We start from the raw sequence: 25665 nt of genomic DNA on the forward strand, positions 1-25665 counted from the left end.
GTCTTACTTGGTCCAGTGCTCGGCCACGATGTCGGTGGCCTGCTTCTCCCACTGCGCGTAGGCATCCGGGTAAGCCGACACCTGCACGGTCTGGGCGGCCTCGGTCAGGGGCATCTTGTCCCAGCCGTCGACCTGCTTCAGGCCCTTGAGGAAGGCCAGGGTGGAGTACTCGGGGTCGGTGATCTGCTCCGGCGTGCCCCAACCGGAGGAGGGGCGCTGCTGGAACAGGCCCAGCGAGTCGTGGTCGTTGCGGTCGCCGAGGTGGCCGAGGTTTTCCAGCTTCGACTCCTGCAGGGCGGTGGCGATCGAGATGACCGCGGCCCGCTCGGGCAGACCGGCCTTCTTCGTCGCGGCGATGATCGCCTTCGCGTTGGCCAGCTGCTCGTCGTTCAGGTCGATGCGGGACTGCTCGCCCTGCACGGACGCGACCGCGACGGGCTTGGCGGCGGCGTGGGCGGGGGTGTCGGCGTGGGCGGCGACCGGACCGGCGAACACGCCACCGGTGAAGGCCAGACCAGCGATACCGAGAATGCTCTTGCGCAGGATCGTGTTCATGAGGGGGCTCCATTCGGGGGTCAACACACCGGGGGGGTGTGGGCACCGTCAGGCGCGCGAGAAGTCTTGAAGGGGGATCCGGCTGGCTCGTGAGGGCTGGGGGCCGGCTCACGGGGGCCGGGGATGTCCGGCTGGCTCGCGGGGCGGGGGGCCTGCACGCGGCGCCGGGATGATGTGTAACGACCGGCGGCCTGCCGTCATTCCCCGGGGGCGGGGGCGGCTCGGGGGTGTTCGCCTGCTCGGTCGTTCACCCGTCTACAACGCCGCCGACCCGCCGCCGATTCCGCGCCCGGGGTGCCGCCCACCACCACCGAACCGGACAACCACCCGCACCCCACGCGCCCGGGTGAAAGCCCACGGGTGCATCCGGACACCCGCAGACACCCGCAGACACCCGTGACGTTCCACCCAGCGCCCGCCAACCCGGCCAGTGGAACACCATGGGGGCATCCCGGCCGCGGAGACACCCATGACGATCCACCCAGCGGCCGCCAACCCGACCAGTGGAACCCCATGGGTGCATCCCGGCCGCCGAGACACCCATGACGTTCCACCCAGCGGCCGCCAACCCCGTCAGTGGAACGCCATGGGTGCATCCCGGCCGCGGAGACACCCATGGCGTTCCACCCAGCGCCCGCCAGCCCCATCGGTGGAGCGCTGTGGGTGTGTGTCCCGGCCGTGGAGACACCCACGGCGTTCCGTCCAACGCCGGCAGCCCCACGGGTTGGGTGGAACGCCATGGGGTGTCCCGCCCCCGCAGACACCCACACCGTTCCCCCCGGCGCAAGCCAACCCCGCGAGTGGATCAACACGGGTGCCTCCCGACCCCCGCCACGTTCCACCCACCACCCCCACGGCACGTCGATCAAGGAGTTTGTGTCGACGATCGCCCGGAGGCACTACGCACACTCCTTGATCAACCAGTCGGTCGAGGAGGGAGGGCGGGGGCGGGGGTGAGACGCGGGCGCGTGGCGACAGGGCGAGATCTTGGAAGGTAAGGGCCCTCAGGAGGGCGCTCAGCTTCCAAGATCTCGCGATGACTCGCTCGGTGCCGAGACCGGGACGGAAGCCGTGCCTGCCGGGACGGAAGCGGCGCCCGCGTGCGGAGGCGGAGCGCCACGACGGGGAGGCGGTCGTGTCCGGTCGGTGGTGATGCCGCCACCTCGCCGCGGTGGAGTCGCTCGGACCGCTCGGACGGTGGCCAGGGTCAGGCGGCGGGCCAGTCCTGGGAGGCCAGACGCGGCGAGACCGCCCCCGGAGGGGCGGCCTCGAGCCAGGAGAGGAATCCGGTGACCGTGGAGCGCGCCATGGCGATCTCGACCGGAGCGTGGTGACTGGTACAGCGGAGGATCACCCAGTCGGACGGCATGGAGAAGCGCTCCTGCCCTTCGGGCAACCGGCGCCGCTCCACCGCGAGCCCCTTGCGGGAGAGCACCCGCTTCGGGCGGAGCGCGAAGCTGAACATGCGGTACCAGCGGAGTTCGTCGCCGACGAAGCGACCGAAGCCGGGGGACCATCCACGACCGTCGAGCACCGTGGTGACCCGGACGCTCAGCCGGATGATGCCCCCGCTACGGGTGAACAGAGCCCGCCGGACGAAGAGAACCAGAAGCGCGACGACGACGACCGCGACGCCGATTCCGATCCCTTCGACGATCTCCATCGGCGGGTCGGCTCAGCGGGCCGGGGTGGCCGGGGTGGCGCTCTCGGCCAGGACGGTCACGCCCTCGCCGGTCACCGACAGGAAGCCGCCGGCGACGTCGTACGCGACCTGCTGGCCACCGGCCTGCTTGATGCGCACCTGGCTGGGCTCCGCGAGCTGGCCGAGCAGGGGCGCGTGCCCCGGCAGCACACCAAGCTCACCCTCGGTCGTCCGGGCGACGACCATCTCGGCCTCGCCGGTCCAGACCTTCTCCTCGACGGCTACGAGCTCGACGTGAAGCTGCTGTGCCACGCTGTCTCCTTGCTGCGGCGGCGGATTGCCGAAAGTCTAGTCGCGCCTCCGCCGCCCACCCAACGCGGGTGGTGAGAGCCGGGCCACGACGGCCCCGCACCCGCTCAGGCTACTTGGTCTTCTGCTTGAAGTCGGGGTGCTCCAGCAGGAACGCGTCCAACTGCTCGGCCCGCAGGGCCGCGAAGAAGTCGTCGGCCGGGGGCAGCAGTTGCTCACCGCGGTAGGCGCTGCCGCTGCCGATCGGGCCGCCCGGCAGCTTGATCGTCTCGATCGCGTCGGGGCGGATGCCCTTCAGCGCCACACCGAAGTCGACCACGCTGTTGCCCCGGCCGTTGAAGATCAGCGACTGCCCGGCCGCGCGCAGCACCCGGTCCAGCTTGATCGGGTTGGCCACCACGTCGGCGCTGAACGCCTGGCTCACCATCGCCTTGACGAACTGCTGCTGGTGCCGCTGCCGGCCGTAGTCCGCGTCCGGCACACCGTTCTTCGGGTAGCGCTGCCGCACGTAGTCCAGGGCCTGCCAGCCGTTCAGGTGGGCGTTGCCCTTCTCGTACCGGGCCTGCGGGCCGAGGTAGCCCCCGCCGCCGGGCTTGAGCTGGCGGGCCGAGCCGTCCGGCTTGAGGTGCTCGGATTTGACGTCCCGCTCGATGTACATGTCGACGCCGCCCATGGCGTCGACGATCTTCTTGAACCCGCTGAAGTTGATGATGGCGCCGGCGTCGAAGCGCTTGATGCCGGTGACCTGCTGGACGGTCTTCGCGAGCAGTTCGAAGCCCTGCGCCGCGCTCGGGTTCTTGCCCGGCACGTTGCTGCCGTGGGACATGGCGGCGTTGATCCGGTCGGTGCCGCCGGCGTAGTCGGCCTTGGGGAAGGCCGGGATCTCCACCCGCAGGTCGCGCGGGAGCGAGAAGAGGTAGCCGCGGTCCATGCCGGCCGGTACGTGCAGGATCATGATCGAGTCGGAGAGCGGGCGGGCTGTCGCGGTCCGGGGGTCCACGCCGACCAGGAGGATGTTGAGCGGCCCCTTGATGTCGCTCTTCTTCTCCGTCGCGCCGGCCGCCTGGTCGCCGAAGAGGTCGCCCTTGCCGACCGAGCCCTCGTAGCGGGCGACCAGGGCGTGGTAGCCCACCAGCACCGAGCCGCTGAGCACCATCATGACGATGCCGAGGATGGTGCTGACGCGGGCCCACCGGGGCACGCCACGCCACATGGACCGCTTGCCGCGATCCGTGTCGCCCTTACCCACGAGCATCTCCAATCGTCGCGCCACGAAGAGGAGACGGGCGCGGGGGTCCGTTTCGTTGCAGAGATCGACGGTCGGGATGTGAAGTCGTGTCAGGAACGGTACCGCGCGCGTCGGCGAACCGCTTGCCGGTGAACCGGGCATCTGGTAGAGAGGCGCCCTGAACAGGCGAAGGCCGCCCCGACAATCGTCGGGGCGGCCTTCGTGGATGTGATCGGGCTCTCAGCCCTCCTCACCCATCAGCTCCTTGGCCTTGGCCTTGAGGTCCTCCAGGCCGCCGCACATGAAGAACGCCTGCTCCGGGAAGTGGTCGAACTCCCCCTCGCTGATCCGGCGGAAGGCGTCGATGGTCTCCGCGATCGGAACCGTCGAGCCGGGTACGCCGGTGAACTGCTCGGCGGCGTAGGTGTTCTGCGAGAGGAACCGCTCGATCCGGCGGGCGCGGCCGACGGTGAGCTTGTCCTCCTCGGAGAGCTCCTCGATGCCGAGGATGGCGATGATGTCCTGCAGGTCCTTGTAGCGCTGCAGGATCCGCTTCACCTCGGTGGCGACCGCGAAGTGCTCCTCGCCGACGAACTCCGGGGCGAGGATCCGGGACGAGGACGCCAGCGGGTCCACGGCCGGGTAGATGCCCTTGTCGGAGATCGACCGCTCCAGGTTGGTGGTCGCGTCGAGGTGGGCGAACGTGGTGGCCGGCGCCGGGTCGGTGTAGTCGTCGGCGGGCACGTAGATCGCCTGCATCGAGGTGATGGCCTGGCCCCGGACGGAGGTGATCCGCTCCTGGAGCTCGCCCATCTCGTCGGCCAGGGTCGGCTGGTAACCCACGGCGCTCGGCATGCGGCCGAGCAGCGTGGAGACCTCGGAACCGGCCTGGGTGAAGCGGAAGATGTTGTCGATGAAGAGCAGCACCTCCTGCTTCTTCACGTCACGGAAGTACTCCGCCATGGTGAGCGCGGAGAGCGCGACCCGCAGCCGGGTGCCCGGCGGCTCGTCCATCTGGCCGTAGACCAGCGCGGTCTTGTCGATGACGCCGGACTCGGTCATCTCGGCGATGAGGTCGTTGCCCTCGCGGGTGCGCTCACCCACGCCGGCGAAGACCGAGGTACCACCGAAGTTCCGGGCCACCCGGGTGATCATCTCCTGGATGAGCACCGTCTTGCCCACGCCGGCGCCGCCGAACAGGCCGATCTTGCCGCCCTTGACGTACGGGGCGAGCAGGTCGATGACCTTGATGCCGGTCTCCAGCATCTCGGTCTTCGGCTCCAGGTCCGCGAAGGCCGGGGCCTTGCGGTGGATGCCCCACCGGTCGTCGGCGTTGATCGTCTCGCCCTCGGTGAGGTTGAGGCACTCGCCGATCGCGTTGAACACGTGGCCCTTGACCGCGTCGCCGACCGGCACGCTGATCGGGGCGCCGGTGTCCCGCACGTCGGTGCCGCGAACCAGTCCGTCGGTCGGCTGCATCGAGATGGCGCGGACCAGGTTGTCACCCAGGTGCTGGGCGACCTCCAGGGTCAGCGTCTTCTCACCACCGGAGAGCGTCACGTCGACGTGCAGGGCGTTGAACAGCTCCGGCATGGCGTCACGCGGGAACTCGGCGTCGACGACCGGGCCGATGACCCGGACCACGCGACCCGTGGCCGTCTTGGTCTCAACTGCGGATACAGTCATCACACTTCACTTCCCGACGCGGCCAGCGCGTTCGCGCCGCCGACGATCTCACTGATCTCCTGGGTGATCCCGGCCTGACGGGCCGAGTTCATCTCGCGCGTGTACTTCTCGATCATCTCTTCGGCGTTGTCCGTGGCGCTCTTCATCGCCCGCCGACGGGCGGCCGACTCGCTCGCCGCCGACTCCAGCAACGCCGCGTAGATCCGCGTGTTGATGTACTTCGGCAGCAGGGCGTCGAGCAGCGACTCCGGCTCCGGCTCGAACTCGTACGCCGGCAGCAGGCCCTCGGACCGCGGGCGGTCCTCGACCTGCATCGGGCCGACGATCCGGGTCACCGGGTTCTGGGTCATCAGGGACTTGAACTCGGTGTAGACGATGTGCAGCTCGTCGACCCCGAGGATCCCGTCCGCGCCCGCGTCGCCGTCGGTGTCGTCCGCGCCGGCGGTGAACGCCTTGATCAGCGTCTCACCGACCTCGCGGGCGTCCTCGAACGACGGCTGCTCCGAGAAACCGGTCCAGCTGGCGGCGATCTCCCGGTTGCGGAACCGGTAGAACGCCACCCCCTTGCGACCGATGACGTAGAGCACCGGCTCCTTGCCGTCGGCGCGGAGGCGGGCGATCAGCGACTCGGCGGTCCGGATCGCGTTCGAGCTGTACCCGCCGGCCAGACCCCGGTCGGACGTGACCAGCAGGACGCCCGCCCGCCGCACCCGCTCGCGCGGGGTGAGCAGCGGGTGGTCGATCCGCGCGTTCGAGGCCAGCGCCGTCAGCACGCCGGTGATCGCCTCGGCGTACGGCAGCGAGGCCGCCACCTTGGCCTGGGCCTTGGCGATGCGGCTCGTCGCGACGAGCTCCATCGCCTTGGTGATCTTCTTCATCCCCTTGGCGGAACGGATCCGCTGCCGGAGAACGCGTACCTGGGCGGCCATCGGATCAGCTCTCGGCCGGGCGGTCGGTGCTGCCGTCGCGGAAGCGGGTGACCGTCTCGCGGGTCTGCTCGCCCTCCAGCGGCTGCGCCGGCGCGTCGTTGACCCGGACCTCGTCCTCCTTGCCCAGGAAGACCTGCTTGAACTCGCTGATGGCCGAGTCCAGCGAAGCGATGATGTCGTCGCCCCACTTGTTGTCCGCGATCGCGGCCAGCACGCCCTCGTGCTTGTGCCGGAGGTACTGGAGGAACTCCGACTCGAAGCGGCGGACCTCGCCGACCGGGACGTCGTCCAGCTTGCCCTCGGTGCCGGCCCAGACGGAGACGACCTGCTCGTTGACCGGGTACGGCGAGTAGTTCGGCTGCTTGAGCAACTCGACCAGGCGGGAACCACGGGCGAGCTGGTTCTGCGAGGCGCGGTCCAGGTCGGAGGCGAAGGCGGCGAACGCCTCCAGCTCACGGAACTGGGCCAGGTTCAGCCGCAGCGAGCCGGCGACCTTCTTCATCGGCTTCACCTGCGCGGCGCCGCCGACCCGGGAGACCGAGGTACCGACGTTGATGGCCGGCCGGACGCCCTGGTTGAACAGGTCGGTCTCGAGGAAGATCTGACCGTCGGTGATCGAGATGACGTTGGTCGGGATGAACGCCGAGATGTCGTTCGCCTTGGTTTCGATGATCGGCAGGCCGGTCATCGAGCCGCCACCCAGCTCGTCGGAGAGCTTGGCGCAACGCTCCAGCAGGCGGGAGTGCAGGTAGAAGACGTCACCCGGGTAGGCCTCGCGGCCCGGCGGGCGGCGCAGCAGCAGCGACACGGCCCGGTACGCCTCGGCCTGCTTGCTCAGGTCGTCGAAGACGATCAGGACGTGCTTGCCGCCGTACATCCAGTGCTGTCCGATGGACGAGCCGGTGTAGGGCGCGAGGTACTTGAAGCCGGCCGGGTCGGAGGCCGGGGAGGCGACGATGGTGGTGTATTCCATCGCGCCGGCCTCCTCCAGCGTCCCCTTGATGGAGGCGATGGTGGAGGCCTTCTGGCCGATCGCGACGTAGATGCAGCGGACCTGCTTCGTCGGGTCGCCCGAGCGCCAGTTGTCCCGCTGGTTCAGGATGGCGTCCAGCGCGACCGTGGTCTTGCCGGTCTTCCGGTCACCGATGATCAGCTGACGCTGGCCACGGCCGACCGGGGTCATCGCGTCGATGGCCTTGATGCCGGTCTGCAGCGGCTCGAAGACGGACTGCCGGGCCATCACGTTCGGGGCCTGCAGCTCCAGCTCGCGGTAGCCCTCGTTGGCGATGTCGCCGAGGGCGTCGATCGGCTCGCCGAGCGCGTTGACCACGCGGCCGAGGAACGCGTCACCGACCGGCACGGAGAGCACCCGGCCGGTGCGCTTGACGCGCTGGCCCTCTTCGATCCCGCCGAAGTCACCGAGGACGACGACACCGATCTCCCGGACGTCGAGGTTCAGGGCCACGCCGAGCGTGCCGTCCTCGAACTCCAGGAGCTCGTTGGTCATGGTCGAGGGCAGACCCTCGACGTGGGCGATGCCGTCGCCGGCGTCGGCGACGGTGCCGACCTCCTCACGGGAGACGTCGGCCGTGTAGGAGGAGACGTAGCGCTCCAGGGCGCCGCGGATCTCCTCCGTCGAGATGGTCAGCTCGGCCATCCTCTGCTTCCTTAAAGTTCAGGGGCCCGGGATACCTAGTACCGACCGGTCCGATGGCGTCGAATCAGGGCTGCTAAGACGCTGGTCAGCGCTTCGCGAGCGCGTTGCGGGTCTCGTTGAGGCGGCGCAGGACGGTGCCGTCGTACAGGTCGGAGCCGACCCGTACGCGCACCCCGCCGAGCACGTCGGGGTCGACCGTCTGCTTGACGGACACCTCCCGACCGTACATCTCGGAGAGGCGGGCACCGAGGCGTCGCTCCTCCTCGTCGGTCAGCGGGGCCGCCACGGTCACGTACGCGACCTGCCGGTCCCGCCGGTCGGCGGCCAGCTCGACCAGCCGGGTGAGCGCCCCGATGAAGGAGCGTCCCCCGAAGCCGGCGAGCGCGGCCTCGACGAGGCGGACGGTGACCGGGCGGGCCTTGCCGTCGAGCAGCTGGCCGGTCAGGCCGGCCCGCCGCTCGGCCGGGGCCATCGGGTCGGAGAGCGCGTTGGACAGCTCGGTGGAGCCGGAGACGACCTGCCCGAAGCGGAACAGCTCGTCCTCGACCTCGCCCAGCTCGCCGGCGGAGTCGGCGCTCGCCAGGAGCGCCTCCACGCCGAGCCGCTCGACGCCGTCGAGCAGCTCGGACGGGGCCGACCAACGACCGGAGACCAGCGCGGCGACCAGGTCGAGCGCCTCCGCGCCGATCCGGCCGCGCAGCATGTCGCCGAGCAGCCCGGCACGGTCCGCGCCCGGACGGGCCGGGTCGGACAGCGCCCGGCGCAGCCGCGGCTCGCGCCGCAGCAGAGCGGCGACGGAGAGGATGTCGTCGGCGGTGGAGGCCACCGCCGACGGCTCCGCGCCGCGGACGTACGCGTCGAGGCGCTCGGCCCCGGCGGAGTACGACTCCCGGCTGGCGGCCTGCATCAGCGGGCCCCCGTGCTCTCGAGACCGCTCAGGAACCGGTCGACGGTGCCCTTGCGACGCGCCTCGTCGGCCAGCGACTCACCGACGATCTTGCTGGCCAGGTCCACCGCGATGGTGCCGACCTCGGTGCGCAGCTCGCGCACGATGGTGGCCCGCTCGGCGGCGAGCTGCTCCTTGCCGGCCGCGATGACCCGGTCGGACTCCTCACGCGCCTTGGCGAGGATGTCCTGACGGATGCCCTCGGCGTCGGCCCGCGCGTCGTCACGGATCTTGGCGGCGTCGGTACGCGCCTCCGCGAGCTGCGCCCGGTACTGCTCGAGCAGCTGGTTGGCCTCGGCCTGGGCGGCCTCGGCGCGCTTGATGCCACCCTCGATCGCGTCGACCCGGGCCTGGAACGTCTGCTCCATGCGCGGGAAGACGAACTTCATCAGCACGAAGCAGAGCACGATGAAGGCGATCCCGCCGACCACGATCTCCTCCCAGACAGGGATGATCGGGTTGTGGGTCGTCTCACCACCCTCAGCGGCGAGGAAGAACATGGAAGACCTCCCGGTCGAAGGGGGGCTGGATTAGAGCTGGCCCTGCCAGATGAAGCCGAACGCGATGCCCAGCAGCGCCAGGGCCTCGATGACGGCGAAGCCGATCCAGACGTACGGCAGGGTCATCCGGGACGACTCCGGCTGACGGGCGGTCGACTGGATGTAGGCCGAGAAGACCAGGCCCACGCCGATGCCCGGGCCGATGGCCGCGAGACCGTAGCCGATGGCGGCGGTGCTGCCCTCTACCGCGGCGTAGATGTCCATTGGTTGGTTCCTCCTGGTTATCACGCGTGACTCTCACGCGGGACGACAACGGTTGGTGCGGAAGATCGGATCAGTGCTCGTCGGCGAGGGCGCCCTGCACGTAGCTGGCGGTCAGCACCGTGAAGACGTACGCCTGCAGACAGATCACCAGGAACTCGAGGAAGGTCAGCGCGATCGTCATCGTCCAGGACAGCACCGAGACCGGCGCCAGCCAGGCGTTGGCGCTGATCATGGCGAACCCGCCGAGCGTGAAGACCAGCAGGAGCATGTGGCCGGCGAACATGTTCGCGAAGAGACGGACGGCCAGCGAGAACGGCCGGACGATGAAGGTCGAGAAGAGCTCGATCGGGATCAGCAGCGGCAGGATGAACCAGGGCGCCGGCGGAACCAGAGAGTTCTTGAAGTACTTCACGAAGCCGTGGTGCCGGATGCCGACGTAGTTGAACATCACGTAGCTGATCACGGCGAGGAAGGCCGGGAAGGCGATGTGCGAGTTCGGCGAGATCTGGAAGAACGGCACGATCGCGAAGAAGTTCGTCAGCAGGATGAAGCAGAAGAGCGTGGTGAAGTACGGCGCGAACCGCACCCCCGCGTGCCCGATCATGTCCACCGCGATGTTGTTGCGCACGAAGCCGTAGATGGATTCGGCGAACCACTGCTTCTTGGTGGGAACCAGCTGCGGGTTCCGGTAGCTGACCAGGAAGAAGATGATCAAGATACCGACGGCGACCCACACCATCGCCGTGATCTTGGTGAACCAGTACGAGTTCTCCGCACCCCAGGGCAGGATGCTGGGCAGGTAGAAGTCCCCCACGCTCGGTGGGAATTCCGCCTGGCCCTGAGCCAGGACGTTCGCCTGTCCGAACACCGCGTCCCTTCCTATGTAGGCGTGCCCAGCCGGCGGACGACCAGGATGATGCCCCCGGCCATGCCGAGCACGACCCCGATGCCGGTGGCGATGCCGCCGGTATCGAGCCAACGGTCGACCAACCAGCCGATGAAACCCCAGACGAGCATGCCTCCGATGAGGTATGAGAGCGCGGTCCAACCCTGACCGGCACCGGACGGAACGTCGCCCGGGCCGCCAGTGTTGGGGGGTTTCTGGTCACCGGCCATGACGGGGCGAACGATATCAGTCGAGCAGAAGAGGTTGTGCCTCACCCCCCGCACAACCTGGTTGTGTGGGACACGGGCGGGCGAAGTCGTCTGGAGGCACCGTACTCCTCCCCCGCCACTGAGAGAATGACCGATCGCGGACACACCGGCGCGTCGCCCGAAGGGTGGGACGAGTCAGCGCGCGTGCCGTCGCGCGTGGACGGTGGCCAACCACCAGATGTGCACTCCGGTCCAGACCACGACACCCGCCGCGACGCCGACGCAGAACGGGATCAGCCCGGGCCAGCCGGTCGAGGCGACGAGCACCATCACCCCGCCCAGCGCGGTCATCTTGGCCACGTAGAGGCCCAGCCCGAACGGCAGCACGAGCTGCGGGTCCCGGGCGTCCGCCCAGGCCAGCACGACCGTCGTCAGCGTGTAACTGGCCGCCGTGACGGCCACCCCGGCCGCCGCGCCGAGCGCGCCGTCCGCGCCGCGCCACACCCCGCCGGCCACCGCCGCCACCGCGGCCACGACCGCCACCGCGGCCAGCAGCACGGGCAGATGACGCAGTCGCCAGCCCCGGTCCGCGACCGCCTCCGCCGCGCGCGTCCCCGGCTCAGCCACGGGGGTACGCCGGGAACGCGGTGACCAGCTCGGTCACGTCGGCGGCGATCCGGGCCAGCTCGTCGGCGCCACCGGGCGCCTCCGGATCGGTCCGCACCGCCCGGCCGACCAACGCCGCTATCCGCCGCATCTCCCCCTCGCGCATGCCCTGCGTGGTGACGCTCGGGGTGCCCACCCGGATGCCGGAGGCGACCATCGGCGGCTGCGGGTCGTACGGGATCGCGTTCTTGTTGAGCGTGACGCCGGCGGCGTCGCAGCGCGCCTCGGCCTGGGCGCCGGTCACGCCGGCCTCGCGCAGGTCGAGCAGGGCCAGGTGGGTGTCGGTACCGCCGGAGACCGGGCGCAGGCCCTCGGCGGCCAGCCCGTCGGCCAGCGCGCGGGCGTTGCCGACCACCTGGGCGGCGTACGTGCGGAACTCCGGCTGCGCGGCCTCGCGCAGCGCGACCGCCTTGGCGGCGACCGCGTGCATCAGCGGGCCGCCCTGGGTGAACGGGAAGACCGCCTTGTCGATCCGGGCGGCCAGCGACTCCCGGCACAGGATCATGCCGCCGCGCGGGCCGCGCAGCACCTTGTGGGTGGTCGCGGTGACCACGTCGGCGTGCGGCACCGGCGACGGGACCGCGCCGCCGGCCACCAGGCCGATGAAGTGGGCGGCGTCCACCATCAGGTACGCGTCGACCTCGTCGGCGATCTCGCGGAAGCGGGCGAAGTCGATCAGGCGGGGGTACGCGGTCGCGCCGCAGATGATCAGCTTCGGCCGGTGCGCCCGGGCCAGGTCGCGCACCTCGTCGTAGTCGATGGTCTCGGTGTCCGGCCGCACCGGGTAGCCGACCGGGTGGAACCACTTGCCGGAGAAGTTCACCCGGCTGCCGTGGGTCAGGTGACCGCCGTGCGGCAGGTCCATGGCGAGCACCGTGTCGCCCGGCTGCACCAGGGCGGCGTACGCGGCCAGGTTGGCGCTCGCCCCGGAGTGCGGCTGGACGTTGGCGTGCTCGGCGCCGAACAGCTCCTTCGCCCGGGAGACGGCGAGCTCCTCGGCGCGGTCCACCTCGGCGCAGCCGCCGTAGTAGCGCCGGCCGGGGTAGCCCTCGGCGTACTTGTTGGTGAGCGTGGAGCCGAGCGCGGCCAGCACCGCCGGCGAGGTGAGGTTCTCGCTGGCGATCAGTTGCAGGCCGCCACGCAGCCGGTCCAGCTCACCCAACACCACCTCGGCGATCTCCGGGTCGACGGCGCTGAGCTGCTGGAAGTCCGGTCCCCAGAAGGTGTCCCTCGCGTTCTCCACAGCGAAGGAGTCTACGGAGCCGCACACTGGATGCCGTGAGATGCCTCGTCACCGGTGCGACCGGCTACATCGGCGGGCGCCTGGCGCCCCGGCTGCTGGCCGAGGGGCACACCGTGCGCTGCCTGGCCCGCAAGGCGGGGCGGCTGCGCGACGTGCCCTGGGCGGCCGAGGCGGAGATCGCCGAGGGCGACCTGAGCCGGCCGGAGACGCTGCCGGCCGCGTTCGAGGGCGTGGACGTCGCGTACTACCTGGTCCACTCGCTGGGCCAGCGCGGCTTCGAGGCGGCCGACCGGGAGGCGGCGACGAACTTCGCCGAGGCGGCGCGCGCCGCCGGCGTACGGCGGATCGTCTACCTCGGCGGGCCGGAGCCGGCGGAACGGGAGGGGCTGCCCTCGGCGCACCTGCGGTCCCGGGCGGAGGTCGGCCGGATCCTGCTGGACAGCGGCGTGCCCACCGTGGTGCTGCGCGCGGCGGTGATCATCGGGTCCGGCTCGGCCTCGTTCGAGATGCTGCGCCACCTGACCGAGCGGCTGCCGGCGATGGTCACCCCGCGCTGGGTGCGCAACCGGATCCAGCCGATCGCGGTCCGGGACGTGCTGCGCTACCTGGTCGGCTGCGCCTCCCTGCCGCCGGACGTGAACCGGGGCTTCGACATCGGCGGCCCGGACGTGCTGACGTTCGCGCAGATGATGCAGCGCTACGCCCGGGTGGCCGGGCTGCGACGCCGGCTCATCCTGCCGGTGCGGCCGCTCACCCCGTCGCTCTCCTCGCACTGGGTCGGCCTGATCACGCCGGTGCCGAACGCGATCGCCCGGCCGCTGGTGGAGAGCCTGGTCCACGAGGCGGTGGCGCACGAGCACGACATCGCCCGCTACGTGCCGGACCCGCCGGAGGGGTTGACCGGCTTCGACCAGGCGGTCGCGCTGGCGCTGGCGAAGGTGCGCGACGCGCAGGTGGAGACGCGCTGGTCGAACGCGAGTGGGCCGGACGCGCCGGCCGAGCCGCTGCCCTCGGACCCGCACTGGTCCGGCGGCACGACCTACACCGACCTGCGGGAGCGGGCCGTGGACGCGCCGCCGGCGGCGCTGTGGCGGGTCATCGAGGGCGTCGGCGGCGAGCACGGCTGGTACTCGTTCCCGCTGGCCTGGTCGGTGCGGGGCTGGCTGGACCGGCTGGTCGGCGGCGTCGGGCTGCGCCGGGGACGGCGCGACCCGCACCGCCTCCAGGTCGGCGAGGCGCTCGACTTCTGGCGGGTCGAGGAGATCGTCCCGGGTGAGCTGCTGCGGCTGCGGGCCGAGATGCGACTGCCCGGCCGGGCGTGGCTGGAGATGCGCGCCGAGTCGACCGGCGAAGGCCGCAGCCGCTACGTCCAGCGTGCGGTCTTCCTCCCGCACGGCCTCCCCGGCCACCTCTACTGGGCCTCGGTCGCCCCGTTCCACGCCGTCGTCTTCGGCGGCATGGCCCGCAACATAGCCCAAGGCGCCGAACAGACCCCCCCGTAACCCCACCCCCGCGATCTTGCAGTTGCGGCCCGCGTTTCGCGGCTTGTGCCGCTTTCGCCCGGGCAGCAACTGCAAGATCAACGAGGTCGGGTCGGGTCAGTTGCCGGTGCGGGGGCTGGTGTGTTCGAACGCGACGGGCTGGCCCGGAGGGACGAAGTCCTCGACCGGCTGGTCGCGCAGGGCCCAGGCGAGGATGCGGCCGACGGCGGCGATCTGCCGCTTCTGCACGCCGCCGCCGACCGCGTCCCGGGGGTCGTCCGGGTTGGCGGCGATGGTCGCCACGGAGAGCTGCGGGGTGAACGCGACGACCGTCTCGGTGGCGTTCCGCTCCGAACTGCCGGTCTTGCCGGCGAGCGGGCGGCGCAGGCCGGGGGCCAGTTCCTCGGCCGTGCCGCCGTCGCACTTGCGATACATCGACTGGTCGCCGACCGGGCAGCGGCTGGCGTCGGCGGCCGCGCGGGCCACCTCGGTGTCCAGCACCTGCCGGCAGTCGGTGTCCCCGGCGGCCACCTTACGGCCGGACGGGTCGGTGATGGAGGTGACCGGGGTGGGCCGGCACCAGGTGCCCTCGGCGGCCACGGTGGCGTACGCGTTGGCCAGGTCCAGCGGCGTGGTGGCGGAGACGCCGAGCGTGAACGGCCCCCAGTTCTTCGCCCCGTCGCGGGCCATCCGTGCGTCCTCGGGGGCGCGGAACACGATGCCCAGCCGCTCGGCCATCTCGACCACCCGGTCCGCGCCGACCCGCTCGGTCAGCCAGGCGAAGTAGGTGTTCACCGAGCGACCGAAGGCGTCCCACATGTCCCGGTCGCCGTCCATCCAGTAGGTGTTGGCGTTCTCCGGGCACCACCGGCCGCCACAGCTGGCCGGGCCGCCGTCGATCGGGTACTTCGTGACGTAGACCCGGGGGGCGTCGAACTCGGTGTCCAGCGGCAGCCCGGACTCCAGCGCGGCCAGCAGCGCGAACAGCTTGAACGTCGAGCCGGCCTGGTAGCCGGTGATGCCACCGCCGCCGGCCACCAGCTGGTTGACCGTGTTCGGGTAGTTCTGCTGCCCGGCCGGGTTCTCGGCCACGCCGTAGGAGCGGTTGACCGCCATGGCCAGGACCCGCCCGGTGCCCGGCTGCACCACCGCGGTGGGCGCGGCGCGCTGGATCGTCTCCGGGTAGATCGCGCGCACCTGCTCGCTGGTCTTGCCCTGCACGTCCGGGTCGAGCGAGGACACGATGGACCACCCGCCCCGGCGCAGCGTGCGCTGGCGCTCGTCCACGGTCTTGCCGAATGCCGGCTGGGCGTTCCACCACTGGGTGAACCAGTCGCAGAAGAAGCCCCAGTCGTTGTGGGCGGCCGGCACGGCGGCGCAGTCGTTCGGGGTGCTCTTGGGGTCGAGGGCCAGTTCCGTGGCCTTCGCCGCGGCGGCGTCCGCCGCGCTCACCCGGCCGGTCTCCACCATCCGGTCCAGCACGTACGCCCGGCGGGCCACCGCCGCGTCGGCGTCGCCGTTGATCGGGTCGTCGCTCGCCGGCGAGCGGACCAGCCCGGCGAGCAGCGCGGCCTGCGCCAGCGTGAGCCGGTCCGGGGTGGTGGAGAAGTAGCGCTTGCTGGCGGCGGCGATGCCGTACGCGCCCGCGCCGAAGTACGCGATGTTCAGGTACCGCCCGAGGATCTCGTCCTTGCCGACCTGCCGTTCCAGCGTCAGCGCGTACCGCATCTCGCGGATCTTGCGGCCGACGGTGATCTCGGTGGCCGCGGCCCGCTGCTCCTCGGTCAGCCGGGGGTCACCGGCCAGCGCGTTGCGCACGTACTGCATGGTCAGCGTGGAGGCGCCCTGCCGGGTGCCCTCCCGGCGGTTGGCCGTGAACGCCCGCACCACGCCGCGCACGTCGACGCCGTGGTGCTCGTAGAAGCGCACGTCCTCGGCGGCCACGATGGCGTCCCGCATCACCGGCGCCACCTCGGCGACCGGCACGTCCACCCGGTCCTCGACGTAGAACGAGGTGATCAGCGTCTGGCCGTCGTTGGCGTAGAGGTTGGATCGCTGCGCCGGCTGCGGCGCCCTGAGCGCCTCCGGCAGCGTGGTGTACGGCATCAGGTTCTTCACGCCCAACCCGAGGACCAGCGCGGCCGGCAGCGCCGCGGCGGCCAGGGCCAGTCCGGCGAGCACGCCGGCGAGCAGAACGGTGAACAGCTTGTCGAGATGGGCCCGGTTCATCAGCTCTCCCCGCAGGAGCCGGCCGTACGGACCCGTCAAGAATGACCGGAATCGCCGCTTTCACCGCCATCTTCGGCGAAATGCGCAGGAAGTTCGCGAGAAAGGATGAACGTCAGGGCAGCAGCTCGGCGGCCAGCGGTTGGACCGTCTCCTCGATCTCGTCGGCCACCCGGCTGAAGCACTGGTCGCCCCGACCCCACGGGTCGTCCAGATCGTCGGTGGGCAGCGCGGCGGCGCCCCGGCGGAGCGCGTCGACCGCCGCCACCAGCGCCACCCCACGGGCGTGCACGGCGTCCGGGGTCGGCTCGGCGGGCGGCAGGGCGGACCGGTCGAGGCCGCCGAGCAGCCGGCCGAACTCGCCCAGCACGAACGTGCGCCCGGCGGCGTCCGGGCGCAGCGCCACCACGTACTCCTGCTGGTCGGCGGTGGCGGTGAGCACCAGGTCGGCGGCGTCGATGAGGTCCGAGCGGAGCCGGCGCGCGGCGAACCCGGCCACGTCACCGCCGCGCGCGGTCACCTGCCGGGCGGCGGGCGGGTTCATCTCCTCGCCCGCGTGCCAGCCACCGGTGCCGGCGCTGTGGCTGTGCACCAGCGCGTCCGAACCGGCCGGGTCGACATCGAGGCGGCCCAGCCGCTCCCGGACCGCGAGCAGCAGCAGCCGCTCGGCCATCGGGGAACGGCAGATGTTGCCCATGCAGACGTGCAGGACGGTGAAGGGCGGCACTCAGATCCCCCGCTCGTCGAGGATGTCCGGCACCACGTCGCGCAGCTTGGGCAGCGTCACCGCGCCCTGCCGCAGCACCCGCGGCACCTCGCCGGTGAGGTCGACGATGGTGCTCGGCACCGGGTCCACCGCCGGCCCGGCCTCCAGATAGGCCCGCACGCCGTAGCCGAGCTGGTCGCGGGCCTCCTCCGCGGTGAGCGCGGCGGGCTGGCCGATCTTGTTGGCCGAGGCCACCGCCATCGGCCCGGTCTCCCGCAGCACCTCCAGCGCGACCGGGTGCAGCGGCATCCGCACCGCCACCGTGCCGCTGGTGTCGCCCAGGTCCCAGGCCAGGCTCGGCGAGTGCTCCACCACGATCGTCAGCGCGCCCGGCCAGAACGCCTCGACCAGGTCGCGGGCCGCCTGCGGCAGCGAGAACACCAGGCCGTCGAGCGTGTGCCGGGAGCCGATCAGCACCGGCGGCGCCTGCCGGGCGCCGCCCTTGGTGTCCGCCAGGGCCTTCACCGCGTACGGGGTGAAGGCGTCCGCCCCGATCCCGTAGACCGTGTCGGTCGGCAGGACGACCAGTTCCCCGTTCTTGACCGCCTCGATGGCAGCGGCGATGCCGCGGTCCCGGTCGGCGGGCGACCGACAGTCGTAGAGCATCACGAGGAGTCAGTCTGCCACGCCGCCCCGGGGTCGGCGTGTCGGCCGTCCGCCCGGCGGGACGCCGTCGCCCAGCGGGGCCGCCCGGCCAGGTCCCGGTGCTCCGCCACGCGCTCGTAGCGGCCGTCGCCGGCGAGCAGCGCCGGCACCGCCGCGGCGTGCGTGTCGTCGTGCTCGACGCCGATCCCGCCGCCCGGGCGCAGCAGCGCGGCGGCCCGGGCCACCACCGGGCGGATCACGTCCAGCCCGTCCGCGCCGCCGAACACCGCCTCGTCCGGGTCGTGACCGGCCACCTCCGGCGGCACCACCACCGACCGGGGCACGTACGGCGGGTTGCAGAGCAGCACGTCGACCCGGCCCTCCAGGTCGGCCAGCAACTCCGGGTCGGTGACGTCGGCGACCACCACCTCGACCGGCCGGTCCCCCGCCCCGGCGCGGGCGGCGGCGTTACGACGCAGCCAGGCCAGCGCGGCCGGGGACCGTTCCACCGCCACCACCCGGGCCGCCGGCACCTCCTGCGCCACCGCGAGGGCGATCGCGCCGGAGCCGCTGCACAGGTCCACCACGAGCGGCGCGGCGAGCCGGCGGGCGCGGTCGATCCCCCAACCGGCGAGCAGTTCGGTCTCCGGCCGGGGCACGAACACCCCCGGCCCGACCGCCAGCTCCAGGTGCCGGAACCCGGCCGCGCCGACCAGGTGCTGCAACGGCTCCCGGGCCACCCGCCGGGCGACCAGCGCGTCCAGGCGGTCGCGCTGGGCCGGGCCGAACCCGTCGGCCAGCGCCAGCCGGCCGCGCGGCACCGCCAGCACGTACGCGGCCAACTGCTCGGCCTCCGCGCGGGGCGCCTCGACCCCGGCCGCGGCCAGCGCCCGGGCGACCCGGGCCACCACCAGCGAGGCCCGTTCGCGTTCTGTCCCTTCGGACGGGTGTTGCGGGAGTGTGCTCACGCAATAATCATGAAGCGTCGCGGGTCACCTCACGAACGGGTGCGTCCGGGCGCACACGGCAGGGAGGTCGCGAGTGGGCTGGCTCGACCAGGTCGAGGACCAGGTTGACGCCCTCCGACGTGCCCGGGCGTTGCAGGAGGTCAGCCGCTCGGCGGAGGCCTGCGTCCTGCTCGACCGGGTGATCCGCACCACCGACGACCCGTACGCGCGCGCCGACGCGTTGGTGCAACGCCTCTCCGCGCTGATCAATCTCGGTCGGACGGCCGAGTTCACCAGGGCCATCGAGGACGCCTCCGCCGCCGTGCGGGACCTCGCCGAGCCCTACCTGCACGGGCACCTCAACGCCCTCGCCGCGCTCGCCGCCCACCACCAGGGCGCGCTCGACCGGTGCGTCATGCACCTGGTCCGGGCCGCCCGGGCGCTGGGCGCCGACGACACCCCGGACCGGGACACCGCCTGGGGCTGGCACGACCTGGCGATGGCGTACTCGTACCTCAGCTTCCACGGCCACGCCCTCGGCGCGATCGAGCGGGCCCGCGAGGTCGGGCTGAGCGCGGGCATCCCGGAGGAGACGTTTGCCGCGCCGGGGATCCGGCTGCGCAACGCGGTGGCCCTGGACCACAACGGCGACAGCGACGGATGCCTGCGGGTGCTCCGCGACGTGGCCGGCGACCTGGCCCGGTTCCTGCGCGGCGGGCGGGCCGGCAACCTGCGCCCCAGCAGCCTCGCCGCCTACGGCTACGCCGCCGCCCGGCGGGCCGCGCTCGGCGACCGGGTGGAGTCGGCCGGGGACGCCGACCCGAACCGCCTGCTCGGCCACGGCGGCGACAGCGCCCGCGCGCGCGACCTGCGCCAGCTCGGACAGGTCTGCCTGGCGGTCGCCGCCGGCCGGCCGATCGAGGCGGTCACCCGGCTGGACGCGCTGCGGGTCTCCGACGAGACGCTGGGCGCGGCCGAGGCGCCCCGGCTGCGCAGCGTCGCGCTGGCCCGGGCCGGCGACCACGCCGGCGCACACCGGGCCGACCGGCACGCGTTCCGGCTGGCCGCGCGGCGCAGCGACCGCCTGCGGGACGTCTACATCGACGGCATCGCCGCCCGGATCGACCACGAGGAGATGCGCCGCGAGGCGGCCCGGTACGAGGGCGAGGCGCTCACCGACCCGCTCACCGGCCTGCCCAACCGGCGGCGGTTGGAGCGCTACCTCGGCGCGGTGGTGTCCCGGGGCGAGCGGGTGGTGATCGGCGTGTGCGACCTCGACGGGTTCAAGGCGGTCAACACCCGGCACGGCCACCACTCCGGCGACCTGGTGCTGCAACGGATCGCCGGCGTGATCAACCGGGTGATGCGGCGGGGCGACTTCGTCGCCCGCTACGGCGGGGACGAGTTCGTCGTGGTGCTCCCGGACACCGGCATGGCGGAGGCGGTCGAGGTGGCGCGGCGGATCGAGGCGGCCGTCCGCACCGAGGACTGGGAGTCGCTGGTCCCGGGCACCCCGGTCGGCGTGACGATCGGCTTCGCCGAGGTCGACGGCAGCACCACGGTCAGCGTCCGCGAGGCGCTCGGCACCGCGTTCGAGCTGGCCGACCGGGCGATGCTGCGCGCCAAGGACCGGCTCCGCGCCAGCTGAGGCGCAAGGCGGGGCCCCCTGTCAACGCCTCCGGTAGAGGCGGGGCCCCTTGTTGACGAACTCCAGCGGGCCTGGTCAGCGGCGGGACAGCTCGGTCTCTCCGGCCAGCCGGGCCGCGCGGTCCGCCTCGGCCAGCGCGTCGAGCACCCCGTCCAGCTCGCCGGCCAACGCCAGGTCGAGGTTGTACGCGGTGTAGCCGATCCGGTGGTCGGTGATCCGGTTCTGCGGGAAGTTGTAGGTGCGGATCCGCTCCGACCGGTCCACGGTGCGGACCTGCGCCTTGCGCGCGTCGGAGGCCGCCGCGTCGGCCTGCTCCTGGGCCGCGGCGAGCAGCCGGGCGCGCAGGATCCGCATGGCCTGCTCCCGGTTCTGCAACTGCGACTTCTCGTTCTGGCAGGACACCACGATGCCGGTCGGCACGTGGGTGATCCGGACCGCCGAGTCGGTGGTGTTGACCGACTGGCCGCCGGGGCCGGACGAGCGGAACACGTCGATCCGCAGCTCGTTCGGGTCGATGGTGACGTCGACGTCCTCCGCCTCGGGCAGCACCAGCACACCGGCGGCGCTGGTGTGGATCCGGCCCTGCGACTCGGTGACCGGGACCCGCTGCACCCGGTGCACGCCGCCCTCCCACTTGAGCCGGGACCAGACGCCGTTGCCGCCGTCCGGCACACCCTTGGTCTTGATCGCCAGCGAGACGTCCTTGACGCCGCCGAGGTCGGAGTCCTGGGCGTCGATCACCTCGGTGACCCAGCCGCGCCGCTCGGCGTAGCGGGTGTACATCCGCAGCAGGTCGCCGGCGAACAGCGCGGACTCCTCGCCGCCCTCGCCGGCCTTGATCTCGACGATCACGTCCTTGGCGTCGTGCGGGTCGCGCGGGATGAGCAGCTCCGCCAACCGCTCCTCCAGCGCCGGCAGCGAGGCCGCGATGGTCTCCGCCTCGGCGGCGAACGTCGCGTCCTCGGCGGCCAGCTCACGGGCCGCGGCCAGGTCGGCCCGGGCCTGCTCCAGCTCGCCGGCCGCCTTGTGCAGCGGCACCAGCTCGGCGTACCGGCGGCCGACCCGCCGGGCGGCGCCCTGGTCGGCGTGGATGGCCGGGTCGGCGAGCCGCTTCTCCAGCTCGGCGTACTCGTCGAGGAGGGCGGCCAGGCGCTCACTGCTCATGCTGCGGATGCTCCTTCGGAAGACGCCGGGCGGAAAACGGACGAACGCCCGTGCCCGGCACGGAGCCGGACACGGGCGTCGTCGACGGAGCTACTTGGCCTTCTTGGCCTGAACCTTGGCGTACTTCTGCTGGAACTTCGCGACCCGACCGGCGGTGTCCAGCACGCGCTGCTTACCGGTGTAGAACGGGTGGCAGGCGCTGCAGGTCTCGACGCTGATGGCGCCGCCCTTGGCGGTGCTGCGGGTCGTGAACGTGTTGCCGCAGGAGCAGCGGACCTCGGTGGTCACGTACTCCGGGTGGATGTTGGGCTTCATGTCGCCTCGGTCCTTTCGTCGGTGGTCGCCGGGTCGCCGTCGGTGCTCCCCGTCGTCCGCGACGGGCTCGGGCGTGAACCGGAACCGGTGGCCGATTGACCAGTGTGCCATGGGCGTCGCCCACTCGACACAGCAGGTCCGGCTGCCACAACGCCCGCCCGCCCCACCGCATTCCCACCCCCACACCACCCAAGCCCCCCGACCCTCCCCGACCCACCCGCGCCCACCCGCGCCGAGCCGCGCCCACCCGCGCCGAGCCGGTCGATCATGAAGTTGGCCGCATTTCCTGTCGCTTTTGTCCCGGCCAACTTCATGATCGACGAGCCGGTGCCGGGGCTCCTCCCCCAGGTCGAGGAGCCCCGGCCCTGGGGTCAGGCCGCGGGGGGCCGGGCTGGGGCGACGGTGGTCACCTGCGCCTCGGCCTTCACTCCGTTCACCGTCACCGTCAGCTGGACCTGGACGCCGGGGCGCAGCGCGGTCAGCTTGCCGGTCACCGGGTCGAAGCGGGCGGCGTGCCAGGGACGGACGCCCACCGCGCTGCCGATGTGCAGGTTCGGCGAGCCGGACCAGTCCGCGCTGACCGGCGCGGCCACCGGCACCTGCCGGCCGCCGGGCTGGGTGAGCGTGGCGGCGACGGCCACCGGGGTCCCCACCCGCACCTCGGCCGGCGCGGTCAGGTCGAGCCGGTCGACGTGGGCGTGCGTCTCCGCCGCCACCCAGCGCGGCCCCTCCGCCAGCGGGTCCCGGCGGGCCCGCTCGGCCTCCCGGGGCGTCACCGGGTCCACCCCGAACTCGGTCCAGCCGGTGAACCCGCCGAGCCCGGCCGGGGTGGAGGGATCCTTGCCCGCGTTGCCGTTGATCACGTACGGCACCCCGTCCACCCGGTCGGCGTGGAACGTGCCGACGTGCCCGTTCACCACCAGCGCGCCCTTGCCGGTGCGGTGCTGGAAGTCGGCCAGCCACTGCTCGACCAGAGCGGCCTCCTTCCGGTCGCCGAGCTGGCTGGCCTTGGCCGGGCTGGGATCACGCGGCGGGTGGTGGAAGAACACCGCGACCGAGCCGACCGACCGGTCGGCGGCCGCCGCGTCGAGCGTCCGGCGCAGCAGCTCCACCTGGTCGAACCCGCCCCCGCGCAGCGACCCGGTGGCCGTGGACAGGGTGACGAAACGGGTCCCGGCGTGGTCGAAGACGCGCGAGGTGTCCCCGAACACGCTCCGGAAGTTGTCGATCGGCGCGCCCATGATCTCGTGGTTGCCCGGCACGTAGTAGTAGGGCACCTGGCCGCCCAGCTCCTCGTCCAGGATCCGCTTGGCCAACGCGAAGTCCGCCGGGTACGCGGTGTCCACGAAGTCGCCGTCGATGATCAGGAAGTCCGGTCGGGCGGCGCGGACCTCGCGCAGCGTGCGGCGGGCCTGGGCGACCAGCTCGCTGTCCGGGTCGGCGGCGACGAACTGGGCGTCGGAGAGCACCGCGAAGCGCCAGGGCGCGCCGTCCACCGTGCCGTCGCGCAGCACCACCCGGTCGGTCCGGTTCGGCTCCGGCGGCGCCTGCACGTCCGGCGGCACCCGGGCCACCAGGTCGTCGATGACCACCTCGCTGCGGTACTGCTTGGCCGGGTCGGTCTCGGCCACGTAGAACCGGCGCACCCGCACCGGGTACTGCACCCCGGGCGGCACCGCGAACTCGACGTACTTCCAGCCGGTCCAGTCCAGGTAGGGGCCGCGGAGCACGAACTGGGTGTCCTGCGCGTCGTGCAGGTGCAGGCTCGGCCACTCGCCGGTGCCGTTGGCCTTGATCCACATTCCGAACGCCTGCGGCTGGCCGGGCACGTCGATCCAGGCCGGCGGGTCGGCGTACGCGGCCCGGGTGCCGGTCGACTGGCTGAAGTCGTACGACATCCGCAGGCCGGCGCCGGTGTGCCCCTCGGCCGGGGCGACCGACCCGGAGGCGCGGGCCTGGCTGAACGTCCAGGACGCGGCGTCGTCGAAGCCGGCCACCGGCACGTCGGTCAGCCCGACGGTCACCGGCAGCACCGTGCTGCGCGCGCCGACGCGGGCGGTGACCAGCGCCGAGCCGGACCCGCCGAGCGCCTTCACGGCCAGGTTGCCGTCGCTCGTGGGGGTGATCGAGAGCAGGGCGTGGTCGTACTCCAACGTCAGGTCGTCGGGCTCGATCGGCGCGGTGTTCCCCTCCGCGTCGTAGCCGACCACGCCGAACAGGCCGGTGTCGCCGGCCCGGTCGAGGCCCACCCGGTCGACGGTGCCGTCGATCCGCTCCAGCGGGCCGAGCACGGTCAGCTCGATCGTGCCCCGGGCCCGGCCCCGGGAGGCGGTGACGGTGCTCCGGCCGGGGACGGTGGCCCGGAACACGCCGTCGCCGTCGACCCGGCCGTGGGTGGCGCGCCAGCGCGGCTCGCCGGCGGCCGGGCCGTACGTCTCGTCGTAGCCGGCGGCGGTGAGGCGGCGGGTGAGGCCGGGGAAGACGCGGTCCGGCCGCCCACCCCGCACCGGGGCGACGCCCGGCGCGGCGGTCGGGTCGCTGGCGGTCTCCAGCCAGTAGCCGGTGAGCCGGCCGCTGCCCTTCGGTGCGTAGACGGCCAGGCCGTTCGGCACCGGGCGCTCGCTGCCGTCGGACGGGCTGTTCTCCACCTGGACCGCCGGCGCGCCCGGCTCGCGGGCCAGCAGGGTGGAGGAGCCGCCGCCGTCGAGGTTGAGCGCGTTCGCCGCGCCCAGCTCGGCCATCATCCGGCCCATCTCGGTCTGGGTGACGCCGCGGCTGTCCACCTGCCGCCCGTCCACGGTCAACATGATCATCTTTCGGCCGTCGGCGGAGAAGCCCACCGAGGTACGCGGGGCCAGCGACTGGTCGGCGACGGTCTGCACCACGCCGTCGCGGACCAGCACGCTGCCGCCGCCCACGGCGGCCCGCAGGTCGCCGCCGTCGGAGGAGCGCGGGCGCCAGGACAGGTCCACCGCGTCGCCGGGGCGCAGCGCGGCGAGCGCGTCGGCGCCGGCCTCCCGCCCGAGCAGCACGGTGCTGCCGGCCGGGATCGGGCCCTCCCCCGCCGCGGTGGCCACGGCGGCCACCCGGCCGCCGGTCAGCGTCACCTCGACCACCCGCGCCGCGCCGTCCACCGCGCGCTGCCGGGGGTACGAGCCCCAGAGCGGGGTGAAGGCGCCCACGCCGTCGCGCTGCACCATGTTGTTGAACTGGGTCAGCGACACCGGGCCGGCGGGCAGCGCGGCGGTGCCCTCGAAGCCGACCTGGACGACCCGGCCGATGCCCTGGGCGCTGATCCCCACGGCGTTCGGGTGCCCGGCGATCGGCGACTGCACCAGCTCACCGGAGCGGATGCCGACGCCCTGCGCCGCGCCCGAGTTGTTGATGTCGAAGAAGTCGCCGTTCACCGCCGCCACCGCCCGGGAGCGGTCCACCGCGGCGCGCAGCGGCTCGTCCCGGGTCACCGCGCCGGAGTTCACGTAGTCGACGGTCAGCCCGCCGGACAGGTCCGCGGTGAGCGCGTCGGCGCGTAGCCAGCCGGCCGCGTCGTACCGGTCGAAGGAGGTCAGGTCGAGGCCGGGCGCGACCGGCCGGGTGGTCTTGGTGGTCTCCAGGCCGCCGGCCGGTTCCACGCCGGCCAACGCGATGGCGGAATCGGATCGGGACGACGCGGCAGGCGCGTCCTCGGCCGAAGTGGACACCGGCGGCGCGGCCACGGCGGCGGGCGGTGACACCGGCGCGGTGAGCGTGAGCAGGGACGTCAGCAGCAGGACGCCGGCGAAACGGGCGGATCGTCTGCGGATTCGCATGGAC

23 protein-coding genes are annotated in these 25665 nt (G+C 72.5%); 2 read left to right on the forward strand and 21 right to left on the reverse strand.

The features are described from left to right. Positions 1-3: 3 nt before the first annotated feature. The 14 genes from COO58_RS22770 to glyA form a co-directional block, all read right to left on the reverse strand. A complete protein-coding gene (locus COO58_RS22770) occupies positions 4-555 on the reverse strand; it encodes a hypothetical protein (RefSeq protein WP_098747112.1) in 552 nt (183 codons plus the stop codon). 1207 nt (positions 556-1762) lie between these two features. Further along, positions 1763-2218 carry a DUF2550 domain-containing protein gene (locus COO58_RS22775; RefSeq protein ID WP_091571258.1) on the reverse strand — a complete coding sequence of 152 codons (456 nt, stop codon included), beginning with the start codon at positions 2216-2218 and terminating at the stop codon, positions 1763-1765. A 12-nt stretch (positions 2219-2230) separates the two neighbouring features. Further along, on the reverse strand, positions 2231-2509 hold the full coding sequence (locus COO58_RS22780) for a F0F1 ATP synthase subunit epsilon (protein WP_047893558.1): 279 nt from the start codon (positions 2507-2509) through the stop codon (positions 2231-2233). 109 nt (positions 2510-2618) lie between these two features. Then, complete coding sequence (locus COO58_RS22785) at positions 2619-3761, reverse strand: LCP family protein (protein WP_091571254.1); 1143 nt, start codon at positions 3759-3761, stop codon at positions 2619-2621. A 213-nt stretch (positions 3762-3974) separates the two neighbouring features. Further along, positions 3975-5420 carry a F0F1 ATP synthase subunit beta gene (atpD, locus tag COO58_RS22790; RefSeq protein ID WP_091571250.1) on the reverse strand — a complete coding sequence of 482 codons (1446 nt, stop codon included), beginning with the start codon at positions 5418-5420 and terminating at the stop codon, positions 3975-3977. Continuing rightward, a complete protein-coding gene (locus COO58_RS22795; protein ID WP_091571246.1) occupies positions 5420-6349 on the reverse strand; it encodes a F0F1 ATP synthase subunit gamma in 930 nt (309 codons plus the stop codon). Before COO58_RS22795 ends, atpD begins: the two co-directional genes overlap by 1 nt. Before the next feature lie 4 nt (positions 6350-6353). Continuing rightward, entirely contained in the window at positions 6354-8006 is a 1653-nt protein-coding gene (gene atpA, locus COO58_RS22800; protein WP_091571243.1) for a F0F1 ATP synthase subunit alpha, read from the reverse strand. 85 nt (positions 8007-8091) lie between these two features. After that, a complete protein-coding gene (locus COO58_RS22805) occupies positions 8092-8913 on the reverse strand; it encodes a F0F1 ATP synthase subunit delta (RefSeq protein ID WP_091571239.1) in 822 nt (273 codons plus the stop codon). Continuing rightward, on the reverse strand, positions 8913-9452 hold the full coding sequence (locus COO58_RS22810; protein WP_091571235.1) for a F0F1 ATP synthase subunit B: 540 nt from the start codon (positions 9450-9452) through the stop codon (positions 8913-8915). The genes COO58_RS22805 and COO58_RS22810 overlap by 1 nt, the downstream gene beginning before the upstream one ends. Positions 9453-9482: 30 nt before the next feature. After that, a complete protein-coding gene (locus tag COO58_RS22815; protein ID WP_091571232.1) occupies positions 9483-9716 on the reverse strand; it encodes an ATP synthase F0 subunit C in 234 nt (77 codons plus the stop codon). Positions 9717-9786: 70 nt separating this feature from the next. After that, positions 9787-10584, reverse strand: coding sequence for a F0F1 ATP synthase subunit A (gene atpB, locus COO58_RS22820; protein WP_091571229.1), 798 nt, complete (start codon positions 10582-10584; stop codon positions 9787-9789). A gap of 11 nt (positions 10585-10595) precedes the next feature. Continuing rightward, a complete protein-coding gene (locus tag COO58_RS22825; RefSeq protein ID WP_091577014.1) occupies positions 10596-10832 on the reverse strand; it encodes an AtpZ/AtpI family protein in 237 nt (78 codons plus the stop codon). A 174-nt stretch (positions 10833-11006) separates the two neighbouring features. After that, positions 11007-11438: a hypothetical protein gene (locus COO58_RS22830; RefSeq protein ID WP_091571225.1), complete on the reverse strand. Its 432-nt coding sequence runs from the start codon at positions 11436-11438 to the stop codon at positions 11007-11009. Continuing rightward, entirely contained in the window at positions 11431-12720 is a 1290-nt protein-coding gene (glyA, locus tag COO58_RS22835; RefSeq protein WP_176558941.1) for a serine hydroxymethyltransferase, read from the reverse strand. The genes COO58_RS22830 and glyA overlap by 8 nt, the downstream gene beginning before the upstream one ends. Positions 12721-12755: 35 nt before the next feature. Between glyA and COO58_RS22840 the strand changes: the two genes are divergently transcribed. After that, positions 12756-14222, forward strand: coding sequence for an SDR family oxidoreductase (locus tag COO58_RS22840; protein ID WP_098747115.1), 1467 nt, complete (start codon positions 12756-12758; stop codon positions 14220-14222). Between the two features lie 96 nt (positions 14223-14318). Here the strand turns inward: COO58_RS22840 and COO58_RS22845 are convergent, their stop codons facing one another. From COO58_RS22845 to prmC, 4 genes are all read right to left on the reverse strand, one after another. Beyond that, positions 14319-16430, reverse strand: a complete 2112-nt coding sequence (locus tag COO58_RS22845; protein ID WP_091571214.1) for a transglycosylase domain-containing protein — start codon at positions 16428-16430, stop codon at positions 14319-14321. Between the two features lie 112 nt (positions 16431-16542). Beyond that, on the reverse strand, positions 16543-17154 hold the full coding sequence (locus COO58_RS22850) for a phosphotyrosine protein phosphatase (RefSeq protein ID WP_098747117.1): 612 nt from the start codon (positions 17152-17154) through the stop codon (positions 16543-16545). Then, the gene (locus COO58_RS22855) at positions 17155-17799 is read right to left on the reverse strand and encodes an L-threonylcarbamoyladenylate synthase (protein ID WP_098747118.1); all 645 of its coding nucleotides are present in this window, start codon (positions 17797-17799) and stop codon (positions 17155-17157) included. It abuts the gene before it with no gap. Then, positions 17799-18746 carry a peptide chain release factor N(5)-glutamine methyltransferase gene (gene prmC / locus COO58_RS22860; RefSeq protein ID WP_176558942.1) on the reverse strand — a complete coding sequence of 316 codons (948 nt, stop codon included), beginning with the start codon at positions 18744-18746 and terminating at the stop codon, positions 17799-17801. Before prmC ends, COO58_RS22855 begins: the two co-directional genes overlap by 1 nt. A 73-nt stretch (positions 18747-18819) precedes the next feature. Here prmC and COO58_RS22865 point away from each other — a divergent pair, with 73 nt between their 5' ends. Then, positions 18820-20373: a diguanylate cyclase gene (locus tag COO58_RS22865; protein WP_091571201.1), complete on the forward strand. Its 1554-nt coding sequence runs from the start codon at positions 18820-18822 to the stop codon at positions 20371-20373. Between the two features lie 75 nt (positions 20374-20448). Here the strand turns inward: COO58_RS22865 and prfA are convergent, their stop codons facing one another. The 3 genes from prfA to COO58_RS22880 form a co-directional block, all read right to left on the reverse strand. Further along, positions 20449-21537 (reverse strand): peptide chain release factor 1, encoded by a 1089-nt coding sequence (gene prfA, locus COO58_RS22870; RefSeq protein ID WP_098747122.1) that lies wholly within the window; start codon positions 21535-21537, stop codon positions 20449-20451. A gap of 90 nt (positions 21538-21627) precedes the next feature. Then, positions 21628-21852, reverse strand: coding sequence for a 50S ribosomal protein L31 (gene rpmE, locus COO58_RS22875; protein WP_013288272.1), 225 nt, complete (start codon positions 21850-21852; stop codon positions 21628-21630). 371 nt (positions 21853-22223) lie between these two features. Continuing rightward, complete coding sequence (locus tag COO58_RS22880; protein ID WP_098747124.1) at positions 22224-25661, reverse strand: phosphodiester glycosidase family protein; 3438 nt, start codon at positions 25659-25661, stop codon at positions 22224-22226. Positions 25662-25665: the final 4 nt, after the last annotated feature.

It is taken from the genome of Micromonospora sp. WMMA1996, assembly GCF_002573675.1.
Lineage (GTDB): Bacteria > Actinomycetota > Actinomycetes > Mycobacteriales > Micromonosporaceae > Micromonospora > Micromonospora sediminicola.

Excerpts from the sequence above, each read along its gene's own strand:
- COO58_RS22770 (WP_098747112.1), bottom strand. The coding sequence starts at position 555 with ATGAACACGATCCTGCGCAAGAGCATTCTCGGTATCGCTGGTCTGGCC.
- COO58_RS22775 (WP_091571258.1), bottom strand. The coding sequence starts at position 2,218 with ATGGAGATCGTCGAAGGGATCGGAATCGGCGTCGCGGTCGTCGTCGTC.
- COO58_RS22785 (WP_091571254.1), bottom strand. The coding sequence starts at position 3,761 with ATGCTCGTGGGTAAGGGCGACACGGATCGCGGCAAGCGGTCCATGTGG.
- atpD (WP_091571250.1), bottom strand. The coding sequence starts at position 5,420 with ATGACTGTATCCGCAGTTGAGACCAAGACGGCCACGGGTCGCGTGGTC.
- COO58_RS22795 (WP_091571246.1), bottom strand. The coding sequence starts at position 6,349 with ATGGCCGCCCAGGTACGCGTTCTCCGGCAGCGGATCCGTTCCGCCAAG.
- atpA (WP_091571243.1), bottom strand. The coding sequence starts at position 8,006 with ATGGCCGAGCTGACCATCTCGACGGAGGAGATCCGCGGCGCCCTGGAG.
- COO58_RS22805 (WP_091571239.1), bottom strand. The coding sequence starts at position 8,913 with ATGCAGGCCGCCAGCCGGGAGTCGTACTCCGCCGGGGCCGAGCGCCTC.
- COO58_RS22810 (WP_091571235.1), bottom strand. The coding sequence starts at position 9,452 with ATGTTCTTCCTCGCCGCTGAGGGTGGTGAGACGACCCACAACCCGATC.
- COO58_RS22815 (WP_091571232.1), bottom strand. The coding sequence starts at position 9,716 with ATGGACATCTACGCCGCGGTAGAGGGCAGCACCGCCGCCATCGGCTAC.
- COO58_RS22825 (WP_091577014.1), bottom strand. The coding sequence starts at position 10,832 with ATGGCCGGTGACCAGAAACCCCCCAACACTGGCGGCCCGGGCGACGTT.
- COO58_RS22845 (WP_091571214.1), bottom strand. The coding sequence starts at position 16,430 with ATGAACCGGGCCCATCTCGACAAGCTGTTCACCGTTCTGCTCGCCGGC.
- COO58_RS22855 (WP_098747118.1), bottom strand. The coding sequence starts at position 17,799 with ATGCTCTACGACTGTCGGTCGCCCGCCGACCGGGACCGCGGCATCGCC.
- prfA (WP_098747122.1), bottom strand. The coding sequence starts at position 21,537 with ATGAGCAGTGAGCGCCTGGCCGCCCTCCTCGACGAGTACGCCGAGCTG.
- rpmE (WP_013288272.1), bottom strand. The coding sequence starts at position 21,852 with ATGAAGCCCAACATCCACCCGGAGTACGTGACCACCGAGGTCCGCTGC.
- COO58_RS22880 (WP_098747124.1), bottom strand. The coding sequence starts at position 25,661 with ATGCGAATCCGCAGACGATCCGCCCGTTTCGCCGGCGTCCTGCTGCTG.